The organism is Micromonospora sp. NPDC126480 (assembly GCF_040302465.1).
Taxonomy (GTDB): Bacteria; Actinomycetota; Actinomycetes; order Mycobacteriales; family Micromonosporaceae; genus Micromonospora.
This window is the reverse complement of the sequence record NZ_JBEORU010000006.1, coordinates 143,969-165,138: the sequence shown is the minus strand read 5'-3', so window position 1 is coordinate 165,138 and position 21,170 is coordinate 143,969. Positions and strand designations below refer to the sequence as shown.

18 protein-coding genes are annotated in these 21,170 nt (G+C 73.1%); 10 read left to right on the top strand and 8 right to left on the bottom strand.

The genetic code is table 11. The annotated features are described in order from the left end of the window. Nucleotides 1-46 precede the first annotated feature (46 nt). Nucleotides 47-1,093, bottom strand: a complete 1,047-nt coding sequence (locus ABTW87_RS08220; RefSeq protein ID WP_350649721.1) for a GNAT family N-acetyltransferase — start codon at nucleotides 1,091-1,093, stop codon at nucleotides 47-49. A 106-nt stretch (nucleotides 1,094-1,199) separates the two neighbouring features. Further along, nucleotides 1,200-1,898 (bottom strand): ACT domain-containing protein, encoded by a 699-nt coding sequence (locus tag ABTW87_RS08215; RefSeq protein WP_350649719.1) that lies wholly within the window; start codon nucleotides 1,896-1,898, stop codon nucleotides 1,200-1,202. A gap of 149 nt (nucleotides 1,899-2,047) precedes the next feature. Here ABTW87_RS08215 and ABTW87_RS08210 point away from each other — a divergent pair, with 149 nt between their 5' ends. Both ABTW87_RS08210 and ABTW87_RS08205 read left to right on the top strand, forming a co-directional pair. Further along, a complete protein-coding gene (locus tag ABTW87_RS08210; RefSeq protein ID WP_350649717.1) occupies nucleotides 2,048-3,118 on the top strand; it encodes a phosphotransferase family protein in 1,071 nt (356 codons plus the stop codon). After that, nucleotides 3,119-4,333 (top strand): acyl-CoA dehydrogenase family protein, encoded by a 1,215-nt coding sequence (locus tag ABTW87_RS08205; protein WP_350649715.1) that lies wholly within the window; start codon nucleotides 3,119-3,121, stop codon nucleotides 4,331-4,333. Nucleotides 4,334-4,339: 6 nt separating this feature from the next. On the opposite strand, the gene ABTW87_RS08200 is transcribed toward ABTW87_RS08205, so the two are convergent. The 6 genes from ABTW87_RS08200 to ABTW87_RS08175 form a co-directional block, all read right to left on the bottom strand. Further along, nucleotides 4,340-5,386 carry a LacI family DNA-binding transcriptional regulator gene (locus ABTW87_RS08200; protein ID WP_350649713.1) on the bottom strand — a complete coding sequence of 349 codons (1,047 nt, stop codon included), beginning with the start codon at nucleotides 5,384-5,386 and terminating at the stop codon, nucleotides 4,340-4,342. A 79-nt stretch (nucleotides 5,387-5,465) separates the two neighbouring features. Continuing rightward, complete coding sequence (locus ABTW87_RS08195; protein ID WP_350649711.1) at nucleotides 5,466-6,899, bottom strand: GH1 family beta-glucosidase; 1,434 nt, start codon at nucleotides 6,897-6,899, stop codon at nucleotides 5,466-5,468. Next, a complete protein-coding gene (locus tag ABTW87_RS08190; protein WP_350649709.1) occupies nucleotides 6,896-7,738 on the bottom strand; it encodes a carbohydrate ABC transporter permease in 843 nt (280 codons plus the stop codon). Before ABTW87_RS08190 ends, ABTW87_RS08195 begins: the two co-directional genes overlap by 4 nt. 10 nt (nucleotides 7,739-7,748) lie before the next feature. Next, entirely contained in the window at nucleotides 7,749-8,717 is a 969-nt protein-coding gene (locus tag ABTW87_RS08185) for a carbohydrate ABC transporter permease (RefSeq protein WP_350649707.1), read from the bottom strand. A 191-nt stretch (nucleotides 8,718-8,908) separates the two neighbouring features. Then, on the bottom strand, nucleotides 8,909-10,198 hold the full coding sequence (locus ABTW87_RS08180; RefSeq protein WP_350649705.1) for an ABC transporter substrate-binding protein: 1,290 nt from the start codon (nucleotides 10,196-10,198) through the stop codon (nucleotides 8,909-8,911). A 318-nt stretch (nucleotides 10,199-10,516) separates the two neighbouring features. Further along, nucleotides 10,517-11,062 (bottom strand): plasmid pRiA4b ORF-3 family protein, encoded by a 546-nt coding sequence (locus ABTW87_RS08175; protein ID WP_350649703.1) that lies wholly within the window; start codon nucleotides 11,060-11,062, stop codon nucleotides 10,517-10,519. Between the two features lie 150 nt (nucleotides 11,063-11,212). On the opposite strand from ABTW87_RS08175, the gene ABTW87_RS08170 reads away from it, so the two are divergent. From ABTW87_RS08170 to ABTW87_RS08135, 8 genes are all read left to right on the top strand, one after another. Further along, on the top strand, nucleotides 11,213-11,959 hold the full coding sequence (locus ABTW87_RS08170) for a pyrimidine reductase family protein (protein WP_350649701.1): 747 nt from the start codon (nucleotides 11,213-11,215) through the stop codon (nucleotides 11,957-11,959). A 234-nt stretch (nucleotides 11,960-12,193) separates the two neighbouring features. Then, entirely contained in the window at nucleotides 12,194-13,945 is a 1,752-nt protein-coding gene (locus ABTW87_RS08165; RefSeq protein WP_350649699.1) for an ATP-binding protein, read from the top strand. 12 nt (nucleotides 13,946-13,957) lie between these two features. Then, complete coding sequence (locus ABTW87_RS08160; RefSeq protein WP_350649697.1) at nucleotides 13,958-15,106, top strand: exonuclease SbcCD subunit D; 1,149 nt, start codon at nucleotides 13,958-13,960, stop codon at nucleotides 15,104-15,106. Then, a complete protein-coding gene (locus tag ABTW87_RS08155; RefSeq protein ID WP_350649696.1) occupies nucleotides 15,106-17,580 on the top strand; it encodes an AAA family ATPase in 2,475 nt (824 codons plus the stop codon). The genes ABTW87_RS08160 and ABTW87_RS08155 overlap by 1 nt, the downstream gene beginning before the upstream one ends. 31 nt (nucleotides 17,581-17,611) lie before the next feature. Beyond that, nucleotides 17,612-18,634 carry a hypothetical protein gene (locus ABTW87_RS08150; protein WP_350649694.1) on the top strand — a complete coding sequence of 341 codons (1,023 nt, stop codon included), beginning with the start codon at nucleotides 17,612-17,614 and terminating at the stop codon, nucleotides 18,632-18,634. Continuing rightward, nucleotides 18,634-19,491, top strand: a complete 858-nt coding sequence (locus tag ABTW87_RS08145) for a spermidine synthase (protein ID WP_350649692.1) — start codon at nucleotides 18,634-18,636, stop codon at nucleotides 19,489-19,491. The genes ABTW87_RS08150 and ABTW87_RS08145 overlap by 1 nt, the downstream gene beginning before the upstream one ends. 78 nt (nucleotides 19,492-19,569) lie before the next feature. Further along, on the top strand, nucleotides 19,570-20,262 hold the full coding sequence (locus ABTW87_RS08140; protein WP_350649690.1) for a sigma-70 family RNA polymerase sigma factor: 693 nt from the start codon (nucleotides 19,570-19,572) through the stop codon (nucleotides 20,260-20,262). Then, nucleotides 20,259-21,038 (top strand): anti-sigma factor family protein, encoded by a 780-nt coding sequence (locus ABTW87_RS08135; RefSeq protein WP_350649688.1) that lies wholly within the window; start codon nucleotides 20,259-20,261, stop codon nucleotides 21,036-21,038. The genes ABTW87_RS08140 and ABTW87_RS08135 overlap by 4 nt, the downstream gene beginning before the upstream one ends. Nucleotides 21,039-21,170 lie beyond the last annotated feature (132 nt).

The window sequence follows — 21,170 nt, the reverse complement described above, 5'->3', positions numbered from 1 at the left end:
CCTTCTTAACGCCTCCGGTATCGGAAGGGGCCCCTCTTAACAGCCGCTACACCCGCGCCCGCTCGCCGCTCAACGGCACCGTGACGGTGAGCAGCGAGCCGTCCCGGTCCATCGCCGACGGCCGGCTCAGCCGGCGGGCGGTACGTAGCATCGGCGTGTTCTCGGCCTGCGTGTGCAGGACCAGCGCGGCGTACCCGGCCTGCTCGGCGTGCCGGACCAGCCGGCGCAGCAACGCCGACCCGAGCCCACGGCGCTGCCAGTCGTCGCACACCAGCAGCGCCACCTCCGCCATCTCACCCTCGGCGAGCAGGTTGGCCATCGCCACTACCGGCTCGGCCGCCCCGCCCGAGCCGGTGGTCGTGGCGAGCAGGGTGACCCCCCGGGCCGGTTCGAGCAGCCGGCGCAGCCGGGCCGGCGGCGGCGTCGTCGCCCCGCCCAGGTAACGGCGGTGCCGGGTGCGCGCCGAGCACCGCTCGTGCAGCTCGACGACGCCCGGCAGGTCGTCGCCGGTCGCCGGGCGTACGCCCAGCTCGGAGCCGTCGGGCAGGACCAGGGTGACCTGCTCGGCGGCCCGGCGCGCGGCGGTGGCCCCCAGCTCGACCAGGGCCTGGGCCCGCGCGTACTCGGCTGGGGTGAACCCGGGGGCGGCCCGCCGCAGGTCGTACGAGCCGCCACCCGGATCGGCCAGCACCATGCTGGTCGTCGTGATCCCGGCGCGGGAGCCGGCCGGCTTCGGCCGCCAGGTGACCGAGTCGGCGCCGAGCAGGGTGCGCAGCGCCTCCCCCGTCAGATCCGGATCCCGCACCAGACCGGTGGCGAGACCGAGTACGCGGGTGGGCTGGTCGGCCAGCCCACGCGCCTCGCTGCGCGCCACCCAGCAGTCTCGGCCCCGCCCCCGTTCGACGGCGGCGACGAGGTCGGCCTCGTCGAGTGTGTCCGGGGCGTCGACGAGGAAGTCGTCGACTGCGCCCCGCTCCGTGGTGTGCACCTGCACAGTGAGGATGTTGACCCCACGTAGGGCCAGGCTCGCCGTGAGCACCGACAGGTAACCCGGCCGGTCGTCCACGGTGGCCCGGATCCGCCACAGCGTCATGGTTCTCTCCCTTCCCCGGTACGACCCTCGCCGCCCGCTGTTGCGGCCCGGTTGCCTCGGGGTGACGGGTCGGGATTCGCCGCTGCGGTCTGCGCCACAGTCGCCGTCAACCGGCCACCGGCGGCGCGCCCACCAGGTCGAGCCGGTCACCGAGGATCACGGCGCTGGCGCGGACCAGCTGCGCGAGCCGGTCCACCTCGGTGGAGTGGAACGCGGCCGCGGACAGCGGCTCGCTGTCCTCCCGGGCGACGACCAGCACGAGGCCCGCCCGCCCGAACGGCGCGACCGCGAAGTGGCCACCGCCGGGCACGGTCATCGCCCGGGCGCGCAGCGGCGTCACGTCCGGCAACCGCAGGGGTACGGGGGCCCGCCAGCTCGCGTGCCCGATGGTCGCCTCGCTGCCGGCGCCGGCCCGGGATGCCCAGTCGACCGGCACCACCGCCGCGACGGCCCAGTCGGCGGCGAGCAGCCCGGGCACGGCGTCGACGAGGATCGCCAACCCGTCGGTCGGGTTCGCCGCGACCTGGGCCAGCAGCTCCGCGTCCTGACCGGTGGTGGTGGGCGCGCCGATCGCCCGCCACACCCCGTCGACCCGGACGCCGGGGATGGCCGCCAGACCCGCCATGAGCCGCTCGACCCGGGCCGCCCCCGGCCAGACGACGGTGAAGTCGTCGACCGCCCGGCCGCCGAGCCGCTCCAGCACCACGACCTGCACGATGTCCGCCCCGGAGACGCCCAGCGTGCGCGCGACCTGGCCGAGTGTGCCCGGACGGTCCGGCAGGGTGACCCGAACTCGCAGCAACATCGCGTACCTCCGCTCCGGCGTGGCCGGCGCGGTGCGCCGGCAGGCTGGGTACAGCCTGGTCCACGACCGTTTCGCCCCTGTTGCGGCTGGATATCCCGAGAGCTAAATCCGACCTTGACAACAAAGCTGAGCTGCCATCAACTAATCGGATGACCGAGCCGGCCCTCGACGCCCCAGCCCCGACCGACTCCCCACGCGGGCTGGACCTGGGCCGACTCTCCGCGTACCTGTCGACCCGCCGGCCCGACCTCGCCGGCGGCGAGCTGCGCGCCCGGCTGATCGCCGGCGGCAAGTCGAACCTCACCTATTTGCTGCGCGTCGGAGACCGCGAGGTGGTGCTGCGCCGGCCGCCGCTCGGCCACGTGCTGGCCACGGCGCACGACATGGGCCGCGAGTTCCGGGTCATCTCGTCGCTCGCCCCCACCGACGTGCCGGTGCCGGCGGCGCTGCTGCTGTGCGACGACCCGGACGTCATCGGGGCGCCGTTCTACCTGATGGAACGCGTCGGCGGCGAGGTGTACCGCACCCGCACCCAGACCGACCCGCTCACCGATGAGCAGCGGCGCGGGCTGGCGATGGCGATGATGGACACTCTCGCCGCGCTGCACACCGTCGACCCGGCGGCGGTCGGGCTCGGGGACTTCGGCCGCCCGGAGGGTTACCTCGCCCGGCAGGTCCGTCGCTGGTCCGGGCAGCTGGACCGCTCCCGCAGCCGGCCGCTGCCCGGCATCGACGAGCTGCGCGACCGGCTCGCCGCCACCGTCCCCGAGGGCGCCAACGCCGGCCGGATCGTGCACGGCGACTACCGGCTGGACAACCTGCTCGCCACCGTCGACCCGGTCGCCGTCCGCGCGGTGCTCGACTGGGAGATGGCCACCCTCGGCGATCCCCTGGCCGACCTCGGCCTCCTGCTCACGTACTGGGACGTGCTGGGTGGCAGCGACGCCGCCGAGGGCAACCCGGTCGCCGACGGGCTGGGCCCGCGCGCCGGTTTCCCGAGCGGCGCGGAACTCATCGACCGGTACGCCGGCCGCAGCGACGTCGACGTCGGCCCGCTGCACTGGCACGTGGCACTCGGATGCTTCAAGCTCGCGGTGATCTGCGAGGGCATCCACTACCGGCACACCCAGGGGCAGACCCTCGGTGAGGGTTTCGACCGGATCGGCGACATGGTGGCACCACTGGTGGCGCACGGGCTCACCGCGGTGGAGGAGAGGTAGATGCACTTCGCGTACGACGAGCGCACCGAGCAGCTGCGGGCCGAGCTCACCGACTTCCTGGAGCGGCACGTCCACCCGGCCGAGCCGGTGCACGCCGAGCAGGTCGCGGCGGCCCGCGACCCGTGGTCCCGGCCGCCGGTGCTGGCCGAGCTGAAGGCCGAGGCCCGCAAGCGCGGCCTGTGGAACCTCTTCCTGCCCGACGCGCGCTACGGCGCCGGGCTGACCAACCTCCAGTACGCTCCGCTGGCCGAGCTGACCGGCCGCAGCCCGCACCTGGCCCCGGAGGCCCTGAACTGCGCCGCGCCGGACACGGGCAACATGGAGCTGCTCGCCGAGTTCGGCACCGAGGCGCAGCGGGAGCGGTGGCTGCGTCCGCTGCTCGAAGGCGAGATCCGGTCGGCGTTCTGCATGACCGAGCCGGACGTGGCCTCCTCCGACGCGACGAACATCGCCACCCGGATCACCCGGGACGGCGACGAGTACGTGATCAACGGCCGGAAGTGGTGGTCGTCCGGAGCGATGGATCCCGCCTGCGAGATCTTCATCGTGATGGGCAAGACCGACCCGTCGGCCGACCGTCACCGGCAGCAGAGCATGATCCTGGTCCCCCGGGACACGCCCGGCGTGACGGTCCGCCGGGGCATGCACGTCTTCGGCTACAGCGACGGCTCGCACGGCGGGCACGCCGAGATCGACTTCGTCGACGTACGGGTGCCGGCGGAGAACCTGGTCGGTGCCGAGGGCGCCGGTTTCGCCATCGCCCAGGCCCGACTCGGCCCCGGCCGGATCCACCACTGCATGCGCCTGATCGGCATGGCCGAGCGGGCGCTGGAGCTGCTGTGCCGCCGTGCCCTCGACCGGGTGGCGTTCGGCCGGCCGCTCGCCGAGCAGGGCGTCGTGCGGGAGTGGATCGCCGAGTCGCGGGTCCGGATCGAGCAGGCCCGGCTGCTGGTGCTCAAGACCGCCTGGCTGATGGACACGGTCGGCAACAAGGGCGCGCACACCGAGATCCAGGCCATCAAGATCGCCACGCCGGCGATGGCCGAGTGGGTGATCGACAAGGCCATCCAGGCGTACGGCGGCGCCGGCGTCAGCCAGGACACCCCGCTCGCGGCCCTGTGGTCCCAGGCCCGCACGCTGCGCCTGGCCGACGGCCCCGACGAGGTCCACAAGGCCAGCCTGGCGAAACGCGAACTCCGCCGCTGGACCCGGTAGAACGGGTCAGGTGCTGGCGCGTTCGATCAACTGGGTGTCCAGGAGGAGGTGGGGGGTGCCCGGGTCCTCGCCCCGGATGCGGGACACCAGCAGCCGGGCCATCTGCCGGCCCATCTCCTCGACCGGCTGGAAGACCGTGGTGAGCGGCGGGTCGGCCTGCCGGGCGATCGGGGCGTCGTCGAAACCGATCACCGCGACGTCCTCCGGCACCCGCCGGTCGGACTCCCGGAGCGTACGCAGCGCGCCGAACGCCATCAGGTCGGACGCCACGAACACGGCGTCCAGGTCGGGGCAGACCTCCAGCAGCCGGCGCATCGCGGCGGCCCCGCTGCCCTCGCTGAAGTCCCCGTACGCGATCAGGTCCGGGTTGACCCCGCCCAGCGCGGCCGAGACCGCCTCCTTGTAGCCGGACAGCCGGCCCAGACCGGCGCCCATGTCCTGCGGGCCGGCGATGGTGGCGATCCGCCGCCGCCCCCGCCCGACGAGGTGCTCGACCGCCTGCCGGGCGCCACCGACGTTGTCCACGTCGACGAAGCAGGCGGGCTGGGCACCGGGTTGCAGCATCCGCGCCGGCCGGCCGCCGAGCACGGTCGGCAGGCCGCGCTCCTCGAGCAGCGTGGGCAGCGGGTCGGCGTCGTGCAGGGACAGCAGCAGGACGCCGTCGACGTGCTGGTTGGTCAGGTGGTGCTCGACCCGCTCCCGTTCGATCGGCGACTGGACCATGGCCAGCCACAGTTGCAGCGGGGTCTCCAGCAGCCCGGAGCTGACACCCCGGACGATGCCGGCGAAGAACGGCTCGGTGAAGACCCGGTCGCCCGACTCGGACACCACCAGGGCCACCGAGTCGGTCCGCTGGGTGACCAGGGCCCGGGCGGCCCGGTTCGGCACGTACCCGAGCTCGGCGATCGCCTGCTGCACCGCGGCCCGGGCCTCCGGGCTGACCTGCGGCGAGCCGTTGACGACGCGGGAGACCGTGCCGCGTCCGACGCCGGCGCGCGCGGCGACCGCGTCGAGGGTCGGGCGCCCGAGCGACCGGGTGCGCTGCGTTGTCATCGTCTGCTCCTCCGACGTCGGGAGGTCCCGGTGCCGCCACCGAGGTGGCACCGGGACCGCCCGGTTGGCTGGCCCGAGCCTATTGTGCGGCCAGACCGTTACGTCGGATGACCTCGGCGTACCACCTGGCGCTGGACTTGGGGATGCGGGCCTGACTGTCGTAGTCGACGTAGATCATCCCGAACCGCTTGGTGTAGCCCCAGGCCCACTCGAAATTATCCATCAGTGACCAGGCGAAGTAGCCTCGCAGGGGCACCCCCGCGCTGATCGCCTCGTGGGCGGCGCGCAGGTGCGCGTCGAAGTACGCGAGCCGGTCCGGGTCGTCGACCTGGCCGTCGATGACGGCGTCGACGAAGGCGGACCCGTTCTCGGTGACGTACAGCGGCAGGTCGGTGTACTCCTCGTGCACCCGCCGCAGCGTCTCGACCAGGCCGGGAGCGTCGATCTCCCAGTCCATGTCCGTCACCGGGACGCCCCGGGTGACGAAGCGGACGTCCTCGCTGCCCGGCCAGCAGGACGGCGCCCGCCAGTACGCCTCCGGCTGCTCGCCGGTGACGGGTGCGGCCACCACGTGCCTGCTGTAGTAGTTGACGCCGACCAGGTCCAGCGGGGCGGCCATGGTGGCCAGGTCCCCGTCGCGGACGTGCCCGAAGTCGGTGACCGCCGCGAGGTCGGCCATCAGGTCCGCCGGGTACGACCCGCGCAGCAGCGGGTCGAGGAAGAACCGGTTCGCCAGCGCGTCGATGCGCCGGGCGGCGTCGGCGTCACCGGGCGAGCCGCTGGCCGGCGTGACCGGGTAGAGGTTGACCGTCACGCCCACCTCGGCGTCCGGCCGGGCCGTCCGCAACGCCTGCACGGCGAGCCCGTGGCCGAGCATCAGGTGGTGCCCGGCCCGCACGGCGTCGGCCGGGTCGGAGCGGCCGGGCGCGTGCGCGCCGGACCCGTAGCCGAGGAACGCCGAGCACCACGGCTCGTTGAGGGTGGTCCAGTACCGCACCCGGTCCCCGAGCGCGTCGGCGACCAGGGCGGTGTACTCGGCGAACCGGGCGGCGGTGTCCCGCGCCGGCCAGCCGCCCGCGTCCTCCAGCGGCTGCGGCAGGTCCCAGTGGTAGAGCGTCAGCCACGGCTCGATGCCGTGCGCCAGCAGCTTGTCCACCAGCCGGCGGTAGAAGTCGAGGCCTTCGGAGTTCGCGGGACCGGTGCCGCCGGGCTGCACCCGCGGCCAGGAGACCGAGAACCGGTACGACTTCAGCCCCAGCTCGGCCATCAGGGCCACGTCCGAGTCGAGCCGGTGGTAGTGGTCGCACGCCACGTCGCCGGTGTGCCCGGCGACGACCCGTCCGGGGGTGTGACTGAAGGTGTCCCAGATCGACGGCGTCCGGCCGCCCTCGTTCGCCGCGCCCTCGATCTGGTACGCCGCCGTGGCGGCGCCCCAGAGGAAGCCGGGCGGGAAGGCCAGCGGCGGGCGCTCGGCGAGGACGCCGCCGGCGGGTGGACTCGCGGGGTTGCTCACGACTTGACGGCACCTTCCATGATCCCGCCGATGATCTGGCGGCCGAACAGGATGAACACGACCACCAGTGGCAGGGTGCCGACCGCGGTGGCGGCGAACACCTGGGAGTAGTCGGTGTAGTAGGCGTACGAGAGGAAGGAGAGCGAGACCTGCAGGGTCGGGTTCTCCGGGGTGAGCACCGCGTACGGCCAGAGGAACGAGTTCCAGGTCTCCATGAAGGTGAGCAGGCCGAGCACGGCCGCGGCCGGACGCAGCGCGGGCAGCACGATGTTCCAGTAGATCCGGAAGGTGCTGGCGCCGTCGACCCGCCCGGCCTCGATCAGCTCGTCGGAGATGGCCTGGCTGGCGTACTGCCGCATCATGAACACGCCGAAGGCGCTGACCAGGAACGGCACGGTGACGGCGTAGAGGGTGTCGTACCACTTGAGCGACTGCATCATGCCCCAGAGCGGGATGAGGCCCATCTGGGTCGGGATCATCATCGTCACGATGATCGACAGCAGCAGGACGTTGCGGCCCCGGAACCGCAGCTTCGCGAAGGCGAACCCGGCAAGCGAGCCGGTGAGCACCACCGAGACGGTGACCACCGACGAGACGATGATCGAGTTCATCATGCCGGTCAGGAAGTTGGCCGCGTCGTTGTCGAGCACCCGACCGAAGTTGTCGCCGAAGGAACCGCCGGGGGTCAACGGCGGTGGCACGTCGTTGATCGAGTCCAGACTGCGGGTGCCGATCACCACCATGTAGTAGAAGGGGTAGATCGACAGCAGGGCCGCCAGGACGAGCGCCAGGTAGGTCAGGGGGCTGGTGCGCCACAGGCGCTGGGAAGCCGAGAGCATCGGTCTCTCCTCACTTGGCCGTGCGGCGGACGAGTACGAAGTTGACCAGCGACACCAGCACGATGATCATGAAGATCGCCCAGGCGACGGCGGCCCCGTAGCCGGCGCTGTTGAGATTCACGATGCCCATCTCGTACATGTACATGGCCAGCGTCTGGAACTGTCGCTGGTCACCGCCGATGATGCTGCCGTTGCCGAACAGCAGCGGCTCGGTGAACAGCTGCATGCCGCCGATCGTGGAGAGGATGACCACGAAGATGAAGGTGGGCTTGAGCATCGGCAGGGTGATCTGCCAGAACTGCCGCCACTGCCCGGCCCCGTCGATCGCGGCGGCCTCGTACAGGTCCCGGGGGATGGCCTGCATGCCGGCGAGCAGGATCAGGGTGTTGTAGCCGGTCCAGCGCCAGTTGACCATGGTGGCGATCGCCGTCCAGGAGCTCCAGGTCTGCCCGTCCCAGTCGACCTGGTCCACGCCGACGAAGCTGAGCAGCCAGTTGAACAGGCCGTACTCCCGCTGGAACAGCATGCCGAACACGATCGCCACGGCGGCCACCGAGACCACGTTCGGCACGAAGATCGCCATCCGGAAGAAGGTCTTGGCGCGCAGGATGGTGCGGTTGAGCAGGTTCGCCAGGAAGAGCGCCAGCAGCAGCTGCGGGATGGTCGACAGGGCGAACATGCCGAACGTGTTGACCAGGGCGTTCCAGAAGTATTCGTCGGTGAACAACCGGGTGTAGTTGTCGATCCCGATGAACGAGTGGTCGCCGATCATGTCCCAGTCGTGCAGCGACATCCAGGCGGTGCGCAGCATCGGGTAGAGCCCGAAGGAGCCGAAGATCAGGAAGAACGGCGCGATGTAGAGGTACGGCGAGAACCTGAGATCCAGGCGGTTGAGGAGATAACCCCGGCGGCGCCGGTGCGTCGCGGGGGGTGGCGATGCTGGTGGCGACGGCGGCGCCGTCGTGGCCGACAGGCTCATGACGGCACTCCACTTCGCTCCGTGCCGCCGTCAGGCAGCAGGGCACTGTTGTGACGATTCGCTCGCTGACGCTCGCTCATGGGTATTCCTTTTCCGGCGAGGCCCGGGGGCCCTCGCGCAGGGTGCTACGCGTAGGGGGACCGACCGGTGGCGTCCGGGTAGTCCCCGAACGCCACCGGAAGGGAATTCACTCAGAAGGCACCCTGGGTCTGGGCGTCCTTGACGAACTGCTCCCAGGCCTTCTCCTTGCTGGCCTGCCCGTTCTCGAACGACCGCAGCGCCGGCTCGAACGCGTTCTCCTTCACGGCCTGGTGCTTCGGGCCCAGGTGGATCGGCTCGATCTTGCTGACGCTCTCCCCGAAGATCTTGCCGGTCGGGGCGTTGCTGAAGTACTCGTTGGTGTAGCTGAGGAAGGCCTCGTTCTTCAGCGCCTCCAGGTTGGTGGGCAGCGGGCCCTTGGCCTTGAAGGCCTCCACCTGGCTGGTGGCGCTGGTCAGGAACTCGGCGAGCTTCGCCGCCTCCTTCTGGTGCGCGCTCTGCTCCGGCACGGCCAGCCACGAGCCGCCCCAGTTGCCGGCGCCGCCCGGCACGGCCGCCACGTCCCACTTGCCCTTGTTCGCCTCACCGGAGTTGTCCGCGACGATGCCGAGCATCCAGGACGGGCAGAAGGTGGCCGCGAAGCTGCCCTGCTTGAAGCCGGCCGACCACTCCGGCGACCACGTGCTCGCCTTGGCGGAGATGTCCACCATCGAGGTGGCGGTCTCCCAGGCGGCCTTCACCGCGGGGCTGGAATCCGCGATGATGTTGTTCTCCTTGTCGTAGAACAGCTCGTTGCCCTGCTGGAACAGCACGCCGTTGGAGACGGCGGTGATCGAGTCGATGAACGCCTTGCCGCCACTGCCCTGCTTGTACTTGCGACCGGCCTCCAGGAAGCCGTTCCAGTCCGGCCAGAGCGCCGACACCTGGTCCCGCTCGGTGGGCAGGCCGGCCGCGGAGAACAGGTCCTTGCGGTAGCACACGGCGAGGCTGCCGACGTCGGTCGGCAGGCCCATCAGCCGGCCGTCCGGCGCCTTGCCCAGCTCCCACTTCCAGGGCAGGTACTCCTTGGAGTGGTCGTCGACCAGCGGAGCCAGGTCGACCCAGTTGCGCGGGTTGGCCTTGAACTCGTTGAGGATGCCCTCCTCCAGCGCGACCACGTCGGCCGCGCCCTTGCCGGTGGCCAGGTAGCGGACCAGCTTGGGCCGGTACTCCCCGAGCTGCGCGGTCTTGCGCAGCTCGATCTTGATGCCGGTGTCCTTCTCGTACTGCTTGACGAGCTCGTCGTAACCGAACTCGCCGAAGGTGTCCACGACCAGCTTGGCGGGCTTGCCGCCCTCGGTCGGTGCGTCGTCGTCGTTGCCGCAGGCCGCGAGGCCGCCGACGGCGGTGACCGCGGCAACGGCGACGGCCGCCAGGCGGGAACGCCGCGTGGTGAGGCTCATCCTGACCCCTCTTCTCGGTGAGGCTGTGTCGGGTGTGGTGGGGGGTGTCGTACCTGCGCTGACCGGCGCCGACGGTCCGGCGACGGTCTCCGGAGCGCGCGCGGGTGACCCGCGTCACGTCCCTGGGAACGCTCCCAAGCAGATTGCCGGCAGGTGTCGGGAGTGTCAATAGACGTATGGGAGCGTTCCCAGATCGTTACCGGTGAAGTAGTTTCAGGCTGACCGAACCCGGCGACCTGCATCGAAACGCTTCAGTACGCGGTGCCGCAGGTCCCGGCAGCACCAGCGAGGTCACGCCGGCCCCGGGGGCGAAACGGTTCAGCAGAAGCGGCGCAGGAGGGTGCCCACCCGGCCGGCGTCGAACGCCTCCGGATCGAAGGTCGCGCCCACCCACTCACGGAGCACGTGGTGCTCGGCGTGCGCCGAACCGTCGAGCGCGACGAGCAACGCCTGATAGCCCGTCGGGCCGCCGACGTCCTCCGGCGGACACGCCCGCCCACCGTCCAGGCAGGCGGGGTAGCGCTCGTCCGGGTCGGCGGTGAAGACGTCCTCGACCAGCAGGTCGTGCTCCCACCAGTCGCCGAAGTCGTACGTGTAGTGGAAGCGGCTGCCCTTGCCGACCACCGCGTCGAGCCGCACGTCCAGCTCGTCGTGCACGGACAGCTCGCCGTCGGGGTCCGGCTCCGCGTACTGACGGCCATCGATGTCGAAGGAGTGCAGGTGGCAGTCCCGCCAGCCCATCGCGTGCTGCACCACCCGGTGCACGCGGTCGAGGGTGAAGCCACCCGGGACGAGCACCCGGCGCCAGACCGGCGGCCGGACCCCGGTCAGGGAAATCCTCAGCTGGAAGATCTGGCGCGGCATGCTGTCCCATCCTCCCTCGGCATAGGCTGCGAGCATGATCTGCCGAGCGTGCCGGGCGAAGCGGCACGACGACTGTCGGGGTCGGAACTGGTGCGACTGCCAGCACCGTACCCCCCGGCCGACCCCTCCGGTCACGGGTCCGGCCAGCGAGTGAGCGTCGGAATGCCGATTGCCGCACTCTGGCCGGAGCCGTCCGCGGGGCCGCTCGACGACGCCGCACTCGCCGCGCTCTACGGCCGGCCCGACCGGCCCCACCTGCGGATGAACTTCGTGTCGAGCATCGACGGCGCGGTAACGGTCGACGGCTACTCGGCCGGGCTCTCCGGCGAGCCGGACAAGCGGGTCTTCGGCCTGCTGCGGATGCTCTGCGACGCGCTCGTGGTGGCCGCCGGAACACTGCGCCACGAGGGTTACCGGGCGGTCCGCCTCGACGAGCGGCGCCGCGGCTGGCGCCGTGCGCACGGCCTCGCCGAGTACCCGACGCTCGTCGTCGTCTCCGGCTCGCTCGACCTGGACCCGGCCCACGCCGCCTTCGCCGACGCGCCGGTACGCCCGGTCGTGCTCACCCGCGCCGACGCCGCCGTCCCGCCCGGGCTGACCGACGTGGCCGACGTGGTCACCTGCGGTGCCGATCGGGTCGACCTCGCCACCGGCCTGGCCGAGCTGCGCCGGCGCGGGCTCGACCAACTGCTCTGCGAGGGCGGGCCGCACCTGTTCGGCGCGCTCACCGCCGCGGACCTCGTGGACGAGGTCTGCCTGACCGTCGCGCCCCTGCTCGCCGGCCCCGGCCCGGGCCGGATCACCGCGGGCGATCCCGGCCCCGTCCGGCACCTGCCCCTACGCCACGTGCTCGCCGCCGAAGACGGCACCCTGATGCTCCGCTACGCCCGCGACTAGGCCCGCCCGCCACCCGCCCGCAGTTTCGGGGAAGATGCTGCCTCGATCGCGCGCGAGGCAGCATCTTCCCCGAAGTTGTGGCCTCGACCGTCCGTGGCCGCCGGGTCACGGCGCGATGTCGCCCCGACGAAGGCGCGTGGTGTCCGCCGCGTCGCGTGGCGGCCTGTCGTACATCTCGGGCAGGATGCAGGGCGTGCGCGCCGACCTTGACCACCAGCACCGCGGAGTTGCCCGATGACCGACGACGGTTCCGCCGGCCCGGGCGACGAGGTCGGGCGGGTGCTCGGCACCGCCGACGCCACCCCGCTGCAGTTCTGGACGGCGGTCTCCCCCGGCAGCTACCTGCAGCTCGACGACGTCGTGGTGACCCGGCGCGAGCTGCCCGACCGGGAGCCGGTGACGATCGCCGGCGTGGTCACCCAGGTGCGCGCCCGGCACGAGGGCGCCCAGTTCGACTCGGACGTCTTCGCGATCGCCGACGGCACGCTGCCCGCCCAGGTGCAGGAGGCCGCCGAGATCACCACCACCCGGGTCGACCCGGAGCTGTACGTGCCGCCCTCGCCGGGTGCCGTCGTGCACCGCGCGGAGGGTGACGCCCGGGCCCGGGCGCTGCACTTCGACCGGATGGAACGCCGCATCCCGATGGGCATGGGCCGCGACGGCGTGCCGGTCTACCTCAACGCCGACTTCTTGGACGGCACGCGCGGCGCGCACGTCTCCATCTCCGGCATCTCCGGTGTCGCGACGAAGACGAGCTTCGCCACCTTCCTGCTCTACTCGGTGTTCCGCTCCGGGGTGCTCGGCGGCGACGCGGTCAACGCCAAGGCGCTCATCTTCAACGTCAAGGGCGAGGACCTGCTGTTCCTCGACCACCCCAACGCCCGGCTCGACGACCCCACCCGGGCCGGGTACGCGAAGCTCGGGCTGAGCGCCGGCGCCTTCCCCGACGTGCGCGTGTACGCGCCGCCCCGGGTCGGCGACTCCTCCGGCACGCCGGATGTGAGCAGCCGCCTCAGCGGCGTCGACAGCTTCTACTGGACGCTCACCGAGTTCTGCGCCGACCGCCTCCTGCCGTACGTGTTCGCCGACGCGGACGACGAACGCCAGCAGTACACGATGGTCGTGCACTCGGTCGCCGCCCACCTGGCGCGGTACGCGCAGCCCGCCGACGGCGGCGTCAGCATCGACGGGGTGCGCCTCGGGACGTACGCCGACCTGGTGGACCACATCGTCGAGCAGCTCAACGACGACGAGACCCGGGGCGACTGGGCCGGCAGCGCGGTCGGCCTCGGCACGGTCAACGCGTTCGCCCGCCGGCTGATCGGCAGCAAGAAGGACCTGTCCCGGCTGATCCGCGGCGACCTGGCGACCCGGCGCCCGCACAGCATCAACACGGCGGAGAGCGCCCAGGTGACCGTGGTCGACCTGCACAACCTGCCGGACCGGGCGCAGCGCTTCGTGGTGGGTGTGACGCTCAAGAGCGAGTTCGAGCGCAAGGAGAAGGCCGGCACCGCCAAGCCCCTGCTGTTCGTCGTCCTCGACGAGCTCAACAAGTACGCCCCCCGCGAGGGCTCCTCACCCATCAAGGAGGTCCTGCTGGACATCGCCGAGCGGGGCCGGTCGCTCGGTGTGATCCTGGTGGGCGCGCAGCAGACGGCCAGCGAGGTGGAGCGGCGCATCGTCACCAACTCGGCGATCCGCGTGGTCGGCCGGCTCGATCCGGCCGAGGCGTCGCGCCCCGAGTACGGTTTCCTCCCACCCGCTCAACGGCAGCGGGCGCTGCTCGCCAAGCCGGGCACGATGTTCGTCAACCAGCCCGACATCCCGGTGCCGCTCTGCCTGGAGTTCCCGTTCCCCGCCTGGGCGACGCGGGTCTCCGAGGCGGGCCGGGCGCCGTCGCAGACCCTCCGGTCGATCACGCAGTCGGCCGACCCGTTCGCGGTGGTGGGGTCCGGCGGCACCGGCGACGACGACATCCCGTTCTGAGGTGGTCCACCGGTGAAGATCCTGCACACCTCCGACTGGCACGTCGGCAAGGTCCTGAAGGGTAGGTCCCGCGCCGAGGAGCACAAGGCCGTCCTCGCCGGAGTGATCGACGTGGCCCGGCAGGAACGGCCGGACCTGGTCATCGTGGCCGGCGACCTGTACGACACGGCGGCGCCCACCCCGGAGGCGACCCGGCTGGTCACCCGCGCGCTGACCGCGCTGCGCCGCACCGGCGCCGATGTCGTCGCGATCGGCGGCAACCACGACAACGGCCCGGCGCTTGACGCGCTGCGCCCGTGGGCCGAGGCCGCCGGGATCACGCTGCGCGGCGGTGTCCGGGAGAGCCCGGACGAGCACGTCATCGACGGCACCACCGCGGGCGGCGAGCGCTGGCGGCTGGCCGCGTTGCCGTTCCTCTCCCAGCGGTACGCGATCCGCGCCGTCGAGATGTACGAGCTGACCGCCGCCGAGGCGACCCAGACGTACGCCGACCACCTCGGCCGGATCTTCGCCCGGCTGACCGAGAGCTTCACCGAGCCGGACCGGGTGCACCTGGTCACCGCCCACCTGACCGTGGTGGGGGCGGCGGCCGGCGGCGGTGAGCGGGACGCGCACACCGTGCTGGGTTACGCGGTGCCGGCGACGGTCTTCCCCGGTACCGCGCACTACGTGGCGCTCGGCCACCTGCACCGCGCGCAGCGGGTCCAGGGCGCCTGCCCGATCCGCTACAGCGGCAGCCCACTGGCCGTCGACTTCGGTGAGCAGGAGAACGTCCCGTCCGTCACGGTGGTCGAGGTGACCGCGACGACGGCGGCCCAGGTCCGGGAGGTGCCGGTCGCGGCCGCGGCCGCGCTGCGCACGGTGCGGGGCACGCTCGCGCAGCTCGCCGAGTTCGAGGCCCCGGACGCCTGGCTGCGAGTCTTCGTGCGGGAGCAACCCCGCGCCGGCCTGCGCGAGGAGGTGCAGGAGCTGCTTCCCCGCGCCCTGGAGATCCGGATCGACCCGGAGCTGGTGCCCGCGCCGGGCAGCGGCACCCGGGTCGCCCAGCGGGCCGGCCGGTCACCGCGCGAGCTGTTCGCCGACTACCTGGACAGCCGCGGCCACGACGACAGGGACGTCCGGGAGCTCTTCGACGAGTTGTTCGAGGAGGTCGAGCACTGATGCGGCCGATGCGACTGGACCTGGCCGGGTTCACCGTCTTCCGGGACGAGACGACCATCGACTTCACCGACGCCGACTTCTTCGCGCTTGTCGGGCCGACCGGTTCCGGCAAGTCGACGGTGCTGGACGCGATCTGCTTCGCGCTCTACGGCACGGTGCCCCGCTGGGGCGGCACGCGGGGGCTGGCGAACGCGCTCGCCCCGTCGGCGACCGAGGCCCGGGTACGCCTGGTCTTCGAGTCGGCCGGCGACCGCTACGTCGCGACCCGCGTGGTCCGGCGGGACAGCCGGGGCAACGTCAAGACGGCGGGCGCCGGCCTGCAGCTCATGCCGCCGGGCTTCGACCCGGTGAAGCTCGACACCGGGCTCACCCCGGACGACCTCGGCGAGGTGCTGGCCGGCACGGCCGCCGAGATGGACGAGGCGGTGCTGGCGGCGGTCGGCCTGCCGTACGAGCAGTTCACCAGCTGCGTGGTGCTGCCGCAGGGGCAGTTCGCCGATTTCCTGCACGCCAAGCCGGCGACCCGGCAGCAGATCCTGGTCAACCTGCTCGGCCTCGGCGTGTACGAGCAGGTCCGGGAGCGGGCGACGGCCCGGGCCGGCCAGGCCGAGGCGAAGTTCGAGGCGGTCGATCAGGCCCTCGCCGGGCTCGCCGGCGTCGACGACGCGGCGCTCGCGGAGGCGTCCGCAGGCGTGGACCGGATGCGGGAGCTGACCGCTGCGGTGAGCGACGCCGTACCCGAGCGGGAGGCCGCGCGCACCGCGGCGCGGGAGGCGGGCGCGGCGCTGGCCGCCCTCGACGCGGACCTGGCCGTGCTGGACGCGGTGCACGCACCGGACGGGGTGGCCGAGGTGGCCCGGGCGGTGACGGCCGCGCGGTCCGGGGCCGAGGAGGCGGCGGCGGTGGTGGCCCTGGCCGAGGAGCGGGAGGAGAAGCTCCGCGGTGAGCTGGCCGCGGCCGGTGACGAGAGCGCGCTGCGCCTGCAGCTCAAGGCGTACGCCGACCGGGAGAAGCTGGCGGGCGAGGCGGCGGCGGTCCGGGCTGCGGTGAGCGCGGCGCACGCCGAGCACGAGGCGGCCGCGACGGCGCTGGCCGAGGCGCGGGCGGCGGCCGAGCGGGCCGAGGCCGACCTGGAGGCGGCGTTCCGCGCGCACGAGGAGGCCAAGGCGACCGACCAGGCGGTGGCGCTGCGGGCGCACCTGCGGGACGGGGCGGCCTGCCCGGTCTGCGAGCAGCAGGTGGCCCGGGTGCCGGCGGTGCCCGCGGGTTCGGCGGTGGCCGCAGCGGTGGCGGCCGGAAAGGCGGCGCGGGCAGCCAGCGAGGCGGCGAGGGCGACGGTACGTGAGCGGGACGGCGCCGCCCGGGACCTGGAACGGGTGCTCGTCGCCGCGCGGGCCCGCCAGGAGCAGCTCGACGCCCGGCTGACCGAGCTGGACGCCCAGCTGGCCGGGGCCGCCGAGCCGGCCGCGCTGCGGCGGGAGCTGGACGAGCACGCGCGGCTGCGCCGGGAGCTGGAGGAGTCCGCGGCGGCGGTACGCGCCGGCCGGGACGCCGCCCGGCGGGCCCGGGCGGCGGTGGACGCCGCCGAGGAGCGCCTGCGCACGGCCTGGCGGGCGTTCGACGCGACCCGCGACGGCCTGGCGCGTTTCGGACCGCCCGCCGCGGACCGGGAGGACGTGGCGGCCGCCTGGGCCGCGCTCACCGACTGGGCCGGCACCGAGGCGGAACGCCGGCGGGGCGAGCGGGCCGCCCGGGTGACAGCGGTGACCGGGGCGGAGGCCCAGGTGGCCGCCGTCGAGGAGCGCGTCGTCGGGCTCCTCGCCGCCGCCGGGGTGCCGGCCACCGACGATCCGGTCCGGGCCGCAGCGGTCGCGCTCGAGCGGGCCGAGGCGGAGCTGCGCGAGCTGACCCGCCGCCGGGAGCAGGCGGGCGAGTTGCGCGAGCAACGTGCCGGGTACGAGCGGGAGGCTCAGGTGGCCCGCGCGCTCGCCGGGCACCTGCGGGCCAACAACTTCGAGCGGTGGCTGCTCGCCGAGGCGCTCGACCTGCTGGTCGACGGCGCGTCACGGATCCTGCGGGAACTCTCCGGCGACCAGTACGACCTGGTGCACGACAAGGGCGAGTTCTTCGTGGTCGACCACCACGACGCCGGGCTGCGGCGCGGGGTGCGGACGCTGTCCGGCGGGGAGACCTTCCAGGCCTCGCTGGCGCTGGCGCTGGCGCTCTCCGAGCAGCTCGCCGGGATGTCCACCACGGCGGCGAGCCTGGAGTCGATCGTGCTGGACGAAGGGTTCGGCACGCTCGACGCGGCCACCCTCGACACGGTGGCCGCCACGCTTGAGAATTTGGCCGCCCGGGGGGAACGGATGGTCGGCGTGGTCACCCACGTGCCGGCGCTGGCCGAACGCATCCCGGTCCGCTTCGAGGTCCGCAAGGACGCCCGCTCGGCCCGTGTCGAACGGACCGGCCGTTGAGCGGGGCCGGCGCCGGGCGGGGGCGTCGCCCGTGAGCCGGTTCTTCGTCGACGCGTGGGACCCGGCGTACGGGGCGTCGTTCGAGGCCTCCGGCGGCGGTCCAGCCGCGCCCAGCAGCGCCCAGGTCGAGGCCGACCACGAGCTGCCGGCGGTCGACTGGCGGGCGATCGGGCCGCGAGCCGGCGTCGGCGCGCCGGACGTGGTGCTGCTCGTCGACGGGGTCCGCCGCATCGACGCCAGCCTGTGGACGGTCGAGGAGGACGGCGGGTCGTACCCGGGCCTGGCCGCCTCGTACGCGGCCGGCGTGGTCCGCTGCGATCTGGAACGCGGCGCGGCGCAGTTGGTCGGCGCGCGGGTGGGGCGGGGCCTGTTCACCGCCAGCCCGTCGGCGGCGGACGTGCGCGCCGGCAGCGTCCACTACCCGGTGCACCGGGTGAGTGGCAGCGGGGAGCTGGCGAAGCTGCCCGCCGCCGTCCAGGGCCCGCTGACCGCGCTGGAGGTGGCCGTCTCCGGTGCCGCCCGCACCGACCGGGACCTGCTGGTGGTGGACGGGCCGTTGCGTAACCGGCGGCAGCTGCCGCGCACCCTCGGCTACGTGAAGACGCAGCACAGCCAGTATCTGGACGCCCGGCTGACGGCCGTGGTCACCGGGCTCGCCCCCGGCGAGCGGTCGCCGGTGTTCCGGCTGGGCACCGCCTGGGGCGGCTGGTCGTGGTATCTGCGGTTGCCGGTGGCGCGGGGCGCGCCCTGGGCGGGCATCGTCCGGGTGGAGTGCTCCGCCGACCTGGACGTCGCGGAGGCGGTCGAGTTGGCCGACCGGTCGCTGGTGACCCTGCCCCGCTTCGCGTCCACGCCGTACAAGGACCCGCGCGCTCCGCAGAACCTGGTGCCGATCGCCGGGCTGGAGAAGCAGTTGCGCCGGCTGCTCGGCGACTCGCGGCTGCTGCACCGGGCGCTGACCGCCGCGGCGCACGCCGCCACGCCGGCGGCCCCGCCCGCACCGGCCACCCCGCCCGCACCGGTCGCGCCGCCCCCGGGCGGCGGTCCGGTCTGATGGGCCGGAAGCGGGCCACCGACCGGATCGTCGCGCAGGTGGACACCGGGGTGGCCGAGCTGGTTCCCGACCCGGACCGGGCGGGCTCCTGGACGCTGCTGCTCGACGGCGCGCCGCAGTCGCACGTCGACCTCACCGACCCCACCCACCTGGAGTTCGAGTACGTGCGGCGGCTCGCCGCCGCGATCGACCTGCTCGCCCCGGCCGGCGCCCCGTTACGGGTGCTGCACCTCGGCGGCGGCGCGCTGACCCTGCCCCGGTACGTGGCCGCCACCCGGCCCGGTTCGACCCAGCGGGTGTGCGAGGTGGACGGCACGCTTGTCGACCTGGTGCGTCGCGAGCTGCCGTGGCCGCCCGACCACCGGCTGCGGGTCCGGGTCGCCGACGCCCGGGCGGTTCTCACCGACGCCCGCGACGCCAGCTTCGACGTGGTGGTCGCCGACGTGTTCGCCGGCGCCCGCACGCCGGCCCACCTGACGTCGGCCGAGTACGTCGCCGAGGTGGCCCGGGTCCTGCGGCCGGCCGGCTGGTACCTGGTCAACGTCGCCGACGGCCCGCCGTTGCGGCACGCCCGGCGGCAGGTCGCCACGGTACGGTCGGTACTGCCCCGGGTCGCGCTGGTGGGCGACGCGGCCGTGCTGCGGGGCCGCCGGTACGGCAACCTGGTGCTGCTGGCCGGCCGCACCGACCCGCCGCTGCCGCAGCTGACCCGCCGGGCGGCCGGGGACTGGTTCCCCGGCCGGGTGCTGTCCGGCGAGGATCTGGACCGCTTCACCGGCGGCGTCCCGGTCGTCCGCGACGCCGATGCCACCGACTCCACACCACCGCCGCCGGGAATTTTTTCGGTCGGCCGTTGATCCGCCGGGACCGCGCGTGCGTACCACCGGGCGGCCAGCCCGTGGGGGGACGGCCAGGGCATCTCCCGGAGGTTCTGCATGCATGCGGTGGCGGCCGGCTGGCACGGTGGCGGGGTGCGTACGGACTGGATGTCCGCGCGTTCCCAGTCCCGGCCGAGCGCGTCTGCGCGCGGGGTCGACTCGCGACAGGTCCCTCGCCAGAATGGGCCGGTGTCACCCCGACCCGCCCCCGGACGCCACCAGGCGCCGTCCGCCGAGGCCAGTCACTCAGATCGCCTGGTCCGCCTGCTGTACGCCGAACACGCCGGCCCGCTGCTGGCCTTCGTCATGCGCCTGACCGGTGGCGACCGGCAGCGGGCGGAGGACATCGTCCAGGAGACGTTGCTGCGGGCGTGGCGCAACGCGCACCGGCTCGGCGCGCAGGGTCAGGGGTCGCTGCGGCCCTGGCTGGTGACCGTCGCGCGGCGCATCGCGATCGATGAGCACCGCAGTGCGGAGGCCCGGCCGGCCGAGACGTACGACCGGGATCTGACCGCGTTCGCCGAAGCGGACAGCACCGACCGGGTGTTACGGACGATGACGGTGGCGGACGCGCTGCGTACGCTGAGCCAGTCGCACCGGGAGATCCTGGTCGCGACGTACTTCCGGGGCCGCACGGTGCCGGAGGCCGCCGAGGAGCTGGGCCTTCCGCTCGGCACGGCGAAGTCACGGGTCTACTACGCGCTGCGCGCGCTGCGCACGGCTCTGCAGGAAAGGGGGGTGACAGAATGAGCCGGGCGGATCACATGGACGTCGCCGCGTACGCACTCGGCGTACTGGACCAGCACGACACCGAGCGGTTCGAGGAGCACCTCGCCACCTGCTGGGCCTGCGCGGCCGAGCTGGAGACGATGGTGCCGGTGGTCGGGCTGCTGTCCGGCATCGACGGCGAGACGATGACCGCGCTGGAGCAGACCCAGACGGATCCGGCGTTGCTGGACCGGACCCTGGTCGCGGTCCGGACGCACCGCCGGAAGGCACGGTTCCGGCAGGTGCTCGCGGCGGCTGCCGCCGTGGTGGTCTTCGGCGGTCTGACCGGCATCGGTTTCGCGAGCATCGTCGAGGACAGCGCACCGGAGATCGGGGCCGCGCCGACGACGGCGCCGACCGGCCCGGTCGTCACCCGCAGCGGCGATCCCAACAGTTTCCCGATCGGCGGCGAGGAGGCCCCGGAGGGCGAGCCGTTCAACAGGGTGGACCCCTCCACCGGCGTCCAGGCGAACTTCTACGTCGCCTCGAAGGAGTTCGGCACCAAGGTCAGTTTCGTCATCGGCAAGCTGCCCGGGCCGCGCACCTGCCGCCTGGTCGTGGTCCGGAAGAACAACACCAGCGAGGTGATCTCCACCTGGTCGGTGCCCGGTGGTGGGTACGGCACGAACACGAACGCGACCCTGTTGACGCTCTCCGCCGCCACGGCGACTCCGACGGATGAGATCAAGCACTTCCAGGTGCAGTCGGTGGACGTGAACGGTGTGGCGAGTCCCCTGGTCACGATCCCGATGAAGTAGGCGGACCGAGCGAAACCGGATCGGCGCCGGCCGTATTGGCCGGCGCCGATCACGCTTTCCGTTTACAAATCTGCCCCTTGCGTCCGCACACGCAGCACGGGCCGGATCGGTTCAACACCTACCCAGTGAAAT